Source organism: Pseudomonas sp. AKS31 (assembly GCF_023634765.1).
Classification (GTDB): Bacteria; Pseudomonadota; Gammaproteobacteria; order Pseudomonadales; family Pseudomonadaceae; genus Aquipseudomonas.
In genome coordinates this window covers 1,292,368-1,303,575 of record NZ_JAMLFX010000001.1, presented here as the reverse complement: position 1 = coordinate 1,303,575, position 11,208 = coordinate 1,292,368, and the positions used below count along the sequence as shown (strand labels likewise).

7 protein-coding genes are annotated in these 11,208 nt (G+C 59.9%); 1 reads left to right on the top strand and 6 read right to left on the bottom strand.

Features of this window, described 5'->3' with window-relative positions; all coding sequences use genetic code 11:
* Positions 1-213 precede the first annotated feature (213 nt).
* Positions 214-1,017, top strand: a complete 804-nt coding sequence (gene dkgB, locus M9827_RS05705; RefSeq protein WP_250604105.1) for a 2,5-didehydrogluconate reductase DkgB — start codon at positions 214-216, stop codon at positions 1,015-1,017.
* Positions 1,018-1,028: 11 nt separating this feature from the next.
* Here the strand turns inward: dkgB and M9827_RS05700 are convergent, their stop codons facing one another.
* The 6 genes from M9827_RS05700 to M9827_RS05675 all read right to left on the bottom strand — a co-directional run bounded on the left by M9827_RS05700 (position 1,029) and on the right by M9827_RS05675 (position 11,134).
* A complete protein-coding gene (locus tag M9827_RS05700) occupies positions 1,029-4,202 on the bottom strand; it encodes a transporter substrate-binding domain-containing protein (RefSeq protein WP_502943384.1) in 3,174 nt (1,057 codons plus the stop codon).
* A 52-nt stretch (positions 4,203-4,254) separates the two neighbouring features.
* Entirely contained in the window at positions 4,255-4,881 is a 627-nt protein-coding gene (locus M9827_RS05695; protein ID WP_250604101.1) for a response regulator transcription factor, read from the bottom strand.
* Between the two features lie 135 nt (positions 4,882-5,016).
* The gene (locus M9827_RS05690) at positions 5,017-5,460 is read right to left on the bottom strand and encodes a chemotaxis protein CheY (RefSeq protein WP_250604099.1); all 444 of its coding nucleotides are present in this window, start codon (positions 5,458-5,460) and stop codon (positions 5,017-5,019) included.
* Between the two features lie 161 nt (positions 5,461-5,621).
* Positions 5,622-6,338, bottom strand: a complete 717-nt coding sequence (locus tag M9827_RS05685) for an MgtC/SapB family protein (protein WP_007913384.1) — start codon at positions 6,336-6,338, stop codon at positions 5,622-5,624.
* A 171-nt stretch (positions 6,339-6,509) separates the two neighbouring features.
* Complete coding sequence (mgtA, locus tag M9827_RS05680) at positions 6,510-9,209, bottom strand: magnesium-translocating P-type ATPase (RefSeq protein ID WP_250604097.1); 2,700 nt, start codon at positions 9,207-9,209, stop codon at positions 6,510-6,512.
* 590 nt (positions 9,210-9,799) lie between these two features.
* The gene (locus M9827_RS05675) at positions 9,800-11,134 is read right to left on the bottom strand and encodes a lysine N(6)-hydroxylase/L-ornithine N(5)-oxygenase family protein (protein WP_250604095.1); all 1,335 of its coding nucleotides are present in this window, start codon (positions 11,132-11,134) and stop codon (positions 9,800-9,802) included.
* Positions 11,135-11,208 lie beyond the last annotated feature (74 nt).

Below are 11,208 nucleotides of genomic sequence, written 5' to 3'. Positions count from 1 at the left end.
TTCGCGAGCAGGCTCGCTCCCACAGAGGATTTGTTAACACCACAGATCTCCTGTGGGAGCGAGCCTGCTCGCGAAGGGGCCAGCCCTGACAACACACGTCTTGGGAAAGATTCATGACTTGTAGTCAACAGTGCTTTGCCTTACCCACGGTTTTTCTCCACGATGCAGACGCGGATACTCGGGGCCATTCCCACTGCAACCCTGGAGTCTTTCATGTCTGTTCCCGCTTTCGGTCTTGGCACGTTTCGTTTGCAAGGCCAGGTGGTCATCGACTCGGTGAGCACCGCTCTCGAACTCGGCTACCGGGTCATCGACACCGCGCAAATCTACGAAAACGAAGCCGACGTCGGCGAGGCCATTGCGGCCAGCGGCATTCCACGCGATGAGCTGTTCATCACCAGCAAGATCTGGGTCGCCAACTTCGCCCAGGATCGCCTGATCGACAGCCTCAAGGAGAGTCTGGAAAAACTGCAGACCGACTACCTCGACCTGACGCTGATTCACTGGCCGTCGCCGGAAAATCAGGTGCCGATCGAAGAATTCATGGGTGCCCTGCTCGAAGCCAAGCGCCTGGGCCTGACCCGGCAGATCGGTGTGTCCAACTTCACCATCGACCTGATGCAGCAAGCCATCAAAGCTGTCGGCGCAGAAAACATCGCGACCAATCAGATCGAACTGCACCCGTACCTGCAGAACCGCAAAGTGGTCGAGTTTGCCCGCAGCCAAGGCATCCACATCACCTCGTACATGACCCTCGCCTACGGTGAAGTGCTGAAAGATCCGCTGATCCAGCAGATTGCCCAGCGCCTGCAAGCCACCCCGGCGCAAGTCACGCTGGCCTGGGCCATGCAGTCGGGCTACGCGGTGATTCCGTCGTCGACCAAACGCGCCAACCTGCAAAGCAACCTTGCCGCTACCGCACTGACGTTGAGCGACGCCGACATGGCGCTGATTGCCACGCTAGACCGCGGCCATCGCCTGACCAGCCCGAAAGGCATCGCGCCGCACTGGGACTGACCCGCCGCCCGTCAGACTTGCAGGCGTTGCGCGAGGCCGACCATGGCCTCGCGCAACGTTTCACTCGCAACGCCCAGCGGCGCCGCGTGCGTTTCGCGACACGCCTGTTCCAGCGCAACACACGCCGCCACGACCCGCGCCGCACCGACCATCTGCGCCCCGCCCTTGATGTGATGCGCCAGTTCGCCCAGCCCTGGCCGATCCTGCGCCTGCTGCAAAACCTCCAGACGTTGCAGATCGAGGTGCAGGCTGTTCAACACCTCTTTGCGCAACTGTTCGATCAGCGCACGGTTGTCCCCGGCCATTTGCTCCAGCGTGCTCAGGTCGATTTCCGCCAGCGTCGGCATCTGGCCGGGGTTCGCCGCCTCGTCGCAATGACTGGCAGCCGTTAACGCCCGCGCCAGGTCGTGCAAGCGGATCGGTTTGAACAGGCATTCGTCCATGCCGGCATTCAGGCACCGCGTGCGCTCTTCGGCCTGCGCATTGGCAGTAAAACCGAGAATCAGACACGCTTGCCGGCCGGAATTCGCTTCTTCTTCGCGGATCGCCCGTGCCAGTTGATAGCCGTTGCGCCGTGGCATGTTGCAATCGGTGATCACCACATCGAACGCCTGAGTGCGCCAGCGTTGCAGGCCCTCATCACCATTCTCGGTGTCGACCGTGTGATGGCCGAGTTCGGTCAATTGCCAGCACAACAGCAAACGGTTCACCGGGTGATCGTCGACCACCAGCACACTCAGTGAACAGGTCGCGGCGAGTTTATTTTCCGGGGTTGGCATCTGAGTGAGGACAGCCAACAACGGCAGTTCGAGACTGACCTCGACTTGCGTGCCTTCACCCGGCGCGCTGTCGAGCCGCAGCGTGCCGCCCATCATTTCGCAGAGGCTGCGACTGATGACCAGGCCCAGTCCGGAACCGCTGCGGGCCGACTGCGTGTGATTGCTCGCCTGCACGAACGGGCTGAACAGCCGTTGTCGATCGTCCTGGCTGATCCCCACCCCGCTGTCTTCAATCACTACTTTCACGGCCAGGCGCTCGGACGTCGCGGCGGTTACCACCAGCCGCAGATTGACCTCGCCCTCTTCGGTGAACTTGATTGCGTTGCTCAGCAGATTCGACAGCACCTGTTTGAAGCGCGTCGGATCAATCAGCACATCGACGTTGCTGCGGGCATCAAGTTCGATGTGCCAAAACAACCGCTTCTGCCGCGCCAGCCCCTCGAACACCCGGCACACCGACACCACCAGCTCACGCAGGTTGGCGCGTTCGGGCGCCAGCGACAAATGCCCGGTCTCGATCCGCGCGATATCGAGGATGTCGCCAATCAGCGCGAGCAATTGTTGCCCGGCATTGGACGCCACCTGAATCGCCAAACGATCGGTCACACCTTCCTCAGCGCGCTTCAAGGCCAGTTCGAGCATGCCGATCAAGGCATTCATCGGCGTGCGGATCTCGTGACTCATGGTCGCCAGAAACGTGGTCTTGGCCCGATTGGCGTCGTCCGCCGCGTCCTTGGCTTCCTGCAATTGCTGCAACCATTGCTGGCGCCGGCGAATCTGTTGCCGCTGAAAAACGATCCAGGCCAGCGCGAGCACCAGCAACGCCGCCGCTACGGCAAACCCCAGCAGAATCTCGTGACGATGGCGTAACCAATAACTGTCTTCCACCACCACGTCGTGGCTCCAGCGTTCAACCAGTTCGTCCATCTGTTGCGGGGCGATGCTCAGCAGCGCCTTGTTCAGGATCGAATGCAGGGCCGGCATCTGCGGGGCCGTCGCCAACGCAATGCGCGCCGGTTGGTCGCCGATCGTGCCGGTAACGCGCAAGCGTTCGCGGTAGTGACGTGCGATCAGAAAACGCGCCACCAGCAACGAACTCACGGTGACGTCGACCTGGCCCTTGGCAATCAACGCCATGCCCTCTGCGGGGCTTTTGACTTCGACCAGACGGATGCGCGGCACGCGACCCAACAGGTAAGCGCGCAACGGATGACCGCGATAGATTGCCAGCCGTTTACCGGCCAGATCATCAAGGTTGAGCGGCCCCTGCGCGGTGATTGCGCTGACCAGCACAAACGGATTGTTCAGGTAAGCCCGGGTAAATTGCAGTTCGGTTTCGCGCTCGCTGCTCGGCGTCACCACCGGCAATACATCCAGTTCACCGGCCTTGAGCTGCTCGATCTGCCGATCCAGCGACGTCCCGCGCACAATCTCGAAGTTCAGCCCGCTGCGCTGGCTGATCAAACTCAGCAGTTGTGCCGACAGTCCGCTGAAACGGCCATCGGCGTCGAAAAACGTCAGCGGCGCGAAGTCCTCGATGGCGCCAACGCGAACCAGCGGGTGCCGGTCCAGCCACGCCTGTTCACTGGCACTCAGTTGCACCCGCGACTGCTTCGCCATCTCGGCGAGGCCAACGCTCCAGCGCTGCTCGATGCGTTGGCGACGTTCCTTGGGAATGGCCGTCAACGCCTTGTCGACCATGCGTTTGAGGTGCTCATTGCTGCGCAACAGGGCAAAGCCGAACGCGTTGGCATCCAGCCGCGACGGCCCGGCCAATTGCAGGTCGTTGCGATAATTGGTGTTGATCAGGTAGTTGGCACTGATGAAGTCGCCCAGATAAACGTCATCCGCACCGAAGGCCACCGCCCCAAGCGCGTCCATGGCCGAGGGGTAACGCCGCACACTGGCCTGGGGATAAAACGCTTGCACACTCGCCAGCGGTAGATAGTCCTCGACCATGGCCAGGCGTTTGCCGGCCAGATCGCTCGGCAACGACTCTTCGACCCGTGTCACCAGCATCGGCTGATCTTCGGCGTAGGCCCGGGACAGGATGAAGTCCGGGTCAGCGGTTTCAAAACTGTTGGAGGTGCCCAGCAGATCGAGATCGCCGCGCTTGAGTGCTGCCATTACCGTATCGCGGTTGGCAAAACGGTGAACTTCGATGCGTACACCGAGCAGCTGCGCCAGCAGATCGGCGTAATCGGCAGTCAGCCCCTCAAGCTCCTGTTGATTGCGGGATATCTCGAACGGCGGGTAATCCGCACCGGAAATTCCCAGGCGCAACACCGGGTGCTGGTGCAGCCATTGCCGGTCCTGTTCGTCCAGACGCAACTGGACGTTGTCCAGCCCGGTACGGCTTAGCACTTGCAGCACCTGCGGCGTATCACTCGCCCAGCAGGTAGCCATCAGGCTCAACCACAGCCAGGCAACCCAGCGTCCGTGCCTCATGTCGGTTCGCTCAGATCACATGATTGCGCTTGGCGAAATCGCGCAAGTGCACCGCTGAAGTGACCCCGAGTTTTTTCATCAGCCGGGTTTTATAGGTGCTGACGGTTTTGTGGCTCAGGGCCATGTCCTCGGCAATCGCCTTGTTGGACTTGCCCTGCCCCAGTTGCTCGAAAATACTCAGTTCTCGGTCAGAGAGCTGCTCGATCATCTGTTTTTCCGTGGTTTGCACGGCATTCAGCACGCTGAAATGGGCCGGGAATGCAGAAAAATAGGTGTGTCCCGACGTCACCGCTCGTATGGCTTCGCGCAACTGCTCCAGTTGATTGGTTTTGGTCACATAGGCCATGGCTCCGGCGCGCACACAGCGCTCCTGATAGAACATCGGTTCGTGCGTACTGAACACCAGCACCCGGCAACGAAAACCATTGGCTTTGATCCTGGCAAGAACTTCCAGCCCGCCGAGCACGGGCAAATGCAGATCGAGTATGACCAGTCTGGGTGAGTGTTCACGGATGAGCGAGACCACCTCGTTGCCTTGTGAGGCCTCGTATATCTGCTTGAATCCTTCGGTTTGCAACACGATCCGGATGGCGGCGCGCACCACCGGATGATCGTCGACGATCAGCGCTGACTTCATGGCCACTCCCGGTGCCAAATCTGACGAACAGACCACTGGCGCAGGCTGATTCAGACTTTGTGGCTGCGCAGGGACTGTTACATGGAACAGGGAGCAAATCACCTGTCAGACCTGACAGTTGCGGCCAGCGTCAGTTTATGCATATGCAGCGTATTGCATCTGCGGGCGCGGCATGTGCGCGGCCGGTTTTTCTGGCCTTGCGGGTGCATCGGCCACCGTCATCAACTGGCTGATCGAGTGCTTTGAGGGCAGCGCCAAATGGTTGATCTGCACATTTTCCTGGGCGAATCCCGAGACCGGGTGCAACGGCGCCGTGGCTTCGTTGTAGATCAACGCCTGCCGAACCTGTGGGTTATCGAGAAAGAATCCGAGCAGATCCAGCGAACCTGACGCCAGCTCGGCATTGACGACCACCACATCAAACGGTTCGCACCCATAGTCCACCAGCGTCAACAGCTCAGTGAGACTTTGTGCCGGCGCCACGCGGTAGTAATCGAGGCTATTGAACAGACGCTCGATTTTCATCCGGTGGAAATGCTGCGAGTCGGCGATCAGGATACGCAGGGCTTTATTGATCATGGTCAATCTCCCGGGGTCACGGTTGCTGGGTGCGGCAAGACTACGCAAGCCCTGGGGCGGGTTCTGTAGGAATATTCTGAAAAATACGATCATTCATCGAAGGTGCAGCGGGCAAATCGGCATGACCTGCTGTAGCCATGTTCTGAACCGAGGAGAGCTGTTCATTCCGTGGTACTCGGACTCCAGAACGCCTGCACCACCAGCGCCGAAGTCGAGATTCTTGCGACCAGCGCATCCAGCTCGTCACCATCGACCGACGTCGTCGCCAGCGTCGCTTCGATTTCGATTTCATCGGCACCGAACGCGTGCACATCGACATCGCTGGCCGGGTAATTGCTGCGTTCCAGTTCGGCCTCAAGCAAGGCGAACACGGCGGTTTGCTGTGAGCGCCGGGCGATGACGTAGACGATGTTGGTGACTTCTGCCGAGACCACGTCCAGTGGCTGGCGGTTGATGTTGTTGACGATCGGCCGCAGCAGCGTGTTGGCGGCGAGGATGAACAATGTGCCGAGCACGGCTTCGGCGAGCAGGTCGGCACCGGCGCAGGCGCCCACTGCTGCGGAGGTCCACAGGGTCGCGGCGGTGTTGAGGCCGCGCACATTGCCTTCTTCGCGCATGATCACCCCGGCGCCGAGAAAGCCGATGCCGGACACCACGTAGGCGACCACACGCACCGCGCCTTCGGCGCCGGCGAGACGGTTGGCCATGTCGACGAAAATCGCTGCGCCGACGGCGACCAGCACATTGGTGCGCAGGCCCGCCGTGCGCTGCCGGTACTGACGCTCGAAACCGATCAGGCCACCGAGGATGAAGGCGGCGCTGAGGCTGACGAGGGTGTCGAGCAGCGAATCGAGGTTGAGGTTGTTGATGGCTTGCATAGTCAAATCTCTTAAAAACACAACAATCCCTTTGGTAGGGTTTGCTTGAAATCCAGGTGAAACGAACACTCCTGTAGGAGCTGCCGAAGGCTGCGATCTTTTGATCTAAAAAAGCAGATTCAAGAGATCGCAGCCTTCGACAGCGCCTGCAGAGGGGCAGCGGTGTTGCTGTTATTGCCAGCCGAACCGGCGGATGTAGAACCCTTTCACCGCCTGGGTCAGCGCCATGTACGCCAGCAGGATCACCGGCAGGAACACGAAGTACAGCGATGGCAGCGCCTGCAGTTTGAAGTAGTGCGCCAGCGGCCCCATCGGCAAGAAGATGCCGACCGCCATGATGATCCCGGTCATCACCAGCAACGGCATGGCGGCGCGGCTTTGCAGAAACGGTATCTTCGGCGTGCGGATCATGTGCACGATCAGCGTCTGGGTCAGCAACCCGACCACGAACCAGCCGGACTGGAACAGCGTCTGATGATCCGGGGTGTTGGCATCAAACACGTACCACATCAAGGCGAACGTAGTGATGTCAAAGATCGAACTGATCGGGCCGAAGAACAGCATGAAGCGCCCGACGTCACCCGGCTGCCAGCGTTGTGGCTTTTTCAGCATGTCCTCATCGACGTTATCGAATGGAATCGCAATCTGCGAAATGTCGTAGAGCAGGTTCTGTACCAGCAGGTGCATCGGCAGCATCGGCAGGAACGGAATGAACGCACTGGCGACCAGCACCGAGAACACGTTGCCGAAGTTGGAGCTGGCGGTCATCTTGATGTACTTGAGCATGTTGGCGAAGGTGCGCCGCCCTTCGAGCACGCCCTCCTCCAGCACCATCAGGCTTTTTTCCAGGAGGATGATGTCAGCCGCCTCTTTGGCGATGTCCACCGCGCTGTCCACGGAAATACCGATGTCGGCGGTACGCAGCGCTGGCGCATCGTTGATGCCATCGCCCATGAAACCGACCACGTGACCGTTGCCTTTGAGGATGCGCACGATGCGCTCCTTGTGTGACGGCGTCAGTTTGGCGAAGACATTGGTGGTCTCCACGGCCACCGCCAGTTCGGCATCACTCATGCGCTCAACGTCGTTGCCCAGCAACAGACCTTGTTGCGCCAGACCCACTTCGCGGCATATCTTCGCGGTCACCAGTTCGTTGTCGCCGGTCAGCACTTTCACCGCCACGCCATGTTCGGCCAGGGCTTTCAGCGCGGGCGCGGTGCTTTCTTTCGGTGGATCGAGGAACGCCACGTAACCAATCAGCGTCAGTTCATTTTCATCAGCCAAGCTATAAGTGTCGCGACCTTCGGGCATCGAGCGGGCAGCCACCGCCACCACGCGCAAGCCTTCAGCGTTGAATGCTGCGGTGACCTGACGAATCCTGGTCAGCAATTCATCGCTCAAGGCTTCATCGACGTCGCCGTGACGCACGCGGCTGCACACCGCCAAGACTTCTTCCACCGCACCTTTGCAGATCAGTTGATGCGGTTGGCCGCGACCTTCGACCACCACCGACATGCGCCGACGATTGAAGTCGAACGGGATCTCGTCGACCTTGCGAAATGCCGTGCCGACTTTCAGTTCACGGTGAATTTCCACGTGTTCCAGCACAGCGACATCGAGCAGGTTTTTCAGGCCGGTCTGGTAGTAGCTGTTCAGATAAGCCATTTCCAGCACGTCGTCAGAGTCTTCGCCCCAGACGTCGACATTGCGCGCGAGGAAGATCTTGTCCTGGGTCAGGGTGCCGGTCTTGTCGGTGCACAGCACGTCCATGGCGCCGAAGTTCTGGATCGCATCGAGGCGTTTGACGATGACTTTTTTACGCGACAGGAACACCGCGCCTTTGGCCAGCGTCGAGGTGACGATCATCGGCAGCATTTCCGGGGTCAGACCGACGGCAATCGACAACGCGAACAGCAACGCTTCGGTCCAGTCACCCTTGGTGAAACCGTTGATGAACAGCACAAGCGGCGCCATCACGAACATAAAACGGATCAACAGCCAGCTGACTTTATTCACGCCTTGCTGGAACGAAGTCACTGCGCGATCGGTTGCGCCAACTCGCTGGGCCAGCGCACCGAAATAGGTGCTGTTGCCCGTGGTGAGAATCACCGCCACCGCTGTGCCGGAGACGACGTTGGTGCCCATGAACAGGATGTTGTCCAGCTCCAGCGGATTGCGCGTGTCGCGATCAGCCTGACGCGGAAATTTTTCCACCGGCATCGATTCGCCGGTCATCGCCGCCTGGCTGACGAACAGATCCTTGGCGCTGAGCACCCGGCAATCGGCGGGAATCATGTCCCCGGCCGAGAGCACGATCAGATCGCCCGGCACCAGTTGCTTGATCGGCAATTCGCTGCGCGGCGCGTCACGGCGCATCACCGTGGCGGTGTTGCTGACCATGGCTTTCAGCGCATCGGCGGCTTGGTTGGATTTACTTTCCTGCCAGAAACGCAGCAGCGTCGACAGCACCACCATGGAGAAAATCACCACGGCAGCCTTGAGGTCTTCGGTCAGCCACGAGATCACCGCCAACAGGGTCAGCAGCAGGTTGAACGGGTTTTTGTAGCAGTGCCACAGGTGAATCCACCATGGCAGCGGCTGCTCGTGTTCGACTTCGTTGAGGCCGTATTGCGCACGCAGGGCATCGACTTCGAAATCGGTCAGGCCATCGGAATGCGTGCCGAGTGACGACAGCAATTCGCCGCTGTCGCAATGCGCAGCGTCGACCAAAGTGTTGGCCAGGGTAGGCGGGACTTCACGGCTGACCGTGGTGTCGTTGATCGATTCCAGCAGCGCCAGACGACGGAAGTGCCGGGCGATGTGGCGGGTCCGCAGGAAGCCTGCGAAAAATTCCTTGAGCGTAAGTTTCATGGCTGTTGCCCCTATGGTCAGCCGGGAAACCGTCAAGCAGGTACGGCCGCGCCTCGTCCGCCGGAACAACCGGCACGGCAAGGCCTGGCGCGCCGGTCAGAAACGACAGGCGTGTCGATAGGGCTGCGATCACGACGGTGCAGTCGAAATCACGCTCTGTTCAGCGTCGAAGAGAAGGAACGTCCAGACATGGCCCAGGACGGGTCATGCACGGGATGCCGCTGCTCGCTGTTACGGCGAGACAACGGCAGAGAAAGGCTGCGCGTTATCTTGCCGAGAATCTGCCGGTTTCCGAGACCGGCCGACAACTGTCACTCGAACAAGTACCCACTGTGGGTCTCCGCTATTGATGAAAACGCGCGAAGCTTACGCCCCGATGTCTGGAGAGTAAACCCGCAAAAGGCAGTGTGTCGGGGAATGTGGGGGATGTTCAGGAAGGGTTCAGAAATCAGATTTTTGTTAGCCATAAGGACCCCATCGCTGGCAAGCCAGCTCCTACAGGGATCTTCAGTGAACACAAATTTTGTGTCCAACACAGATCCTGTGGGAGCTGGCTTGCCAGCGATGGCGGTGTATCAGGAAATACTGAGTTAGCTGGCGGTTGCTAACAACAGATCCGCCATCGAACGATGCCCACGGTTCTTGCCATGGTCATACAAAGAACCGGCAATCTCGTCCGCACGAATCGGCAGCACCGACAGCAGCGTATCGCTCAGACCATGACTGGCCTGACAGAAGCCCTGCATGTAGATGCCGGCCTTGCAGCGCTCGTCGGTGATCAGTTTGTAGTTGCGATCGACCTCGAAGTCACCCAGGTATTCTTCCAGCGGCGCCAGCAGTTTGCGGTGCATCTGCCGCTCGTAACCGGTGGCCAGCACTACCGCATCGTAGTTGCGCACGCTGACTTCGCCGGTGGCGTTGTTGCGCAGGGCCAGTTCGATACCGTTTTCGGTAGCTGTGGCTTTCTCGACGGTGGTCAGGGTGCGGAACGCGTGGCGGGCAATTCCGGACACCTTCTGGCGATAGAAGATGCCGTAGATGCGCTCGATCAGGTCGATGTCGACCACCGAGTAGTTGGTGTTGTGGTACTCGTTGACCAGGCGCTCACGCTCGGCGCTGTTCTGCTGGAACACCAGATCGGTGAACTCCGGCGAAAACACTTCGTTGACGAACGGGCTGTCATCGGCAGGCTTCAAGGCCGAGCCGCGCAGGATCATGTCGACCTGCACCGAGGGGAACGAATCGTTCAGGTCGATAAAGGCTTCCGCCGCACTCTGCCCGCCACCGATGATCGCGATGCTCATCGGCTGATTGTTCACACACGGCTGATTGGCCATTTGCGCCAGGTATTGCGAGTGGTGGAACACGCGGCTGTCGCCCTTCAGCGCTTTGAACGCCTCTGGAATACGCGGTGTGCCACCGGCGCTGACCACCACCGAACGGGTGGTGCGCACATGTTGCAGGCCCTGGCTGTCGCGGGAAATGACGCGCAGTGCTTCAACCTGATGGTTGTGCAGCACTGGCTCGATGGTCAGCACTTCTTCGCCGTACCGGCTCTGCTCGGTGAACTGTCCGGCGACCCAGCGCAGGTAGTCGTTGTACTCCATGCGGCACGGGTAGAAGGTGCCGAGGTTGATGAAGTCGACCAGACGACCGTGATACTTGAGGTAATTGACGAACGAGTACGGGCTGGTCGGATTGCGCAGGGTCACCAGATCCTTGAGGAAGGAAATCTGCAATTCGCTCTGCGTCGACAGCGTATTGCCGTGCCAGCTGTAGTTGGCCTGCTTGTCGAGAAACAGCACATCCAGCTCGCCCTGGGTCGGGCCGCGCTCTTGCAGAGCGATGGCCAGCGCCAGGTTCGAAGGGCCGAAACCGACGCCGATCAGGTCGTGAACGATGGGCGATGCAATTGCCTGTGTCATTTCCAGTGTCCTCTGGATGAACCCCTCAACGCGGGGATAAAGCCTGGGTGGCCTGACCGGCCTGAATCAGGTCA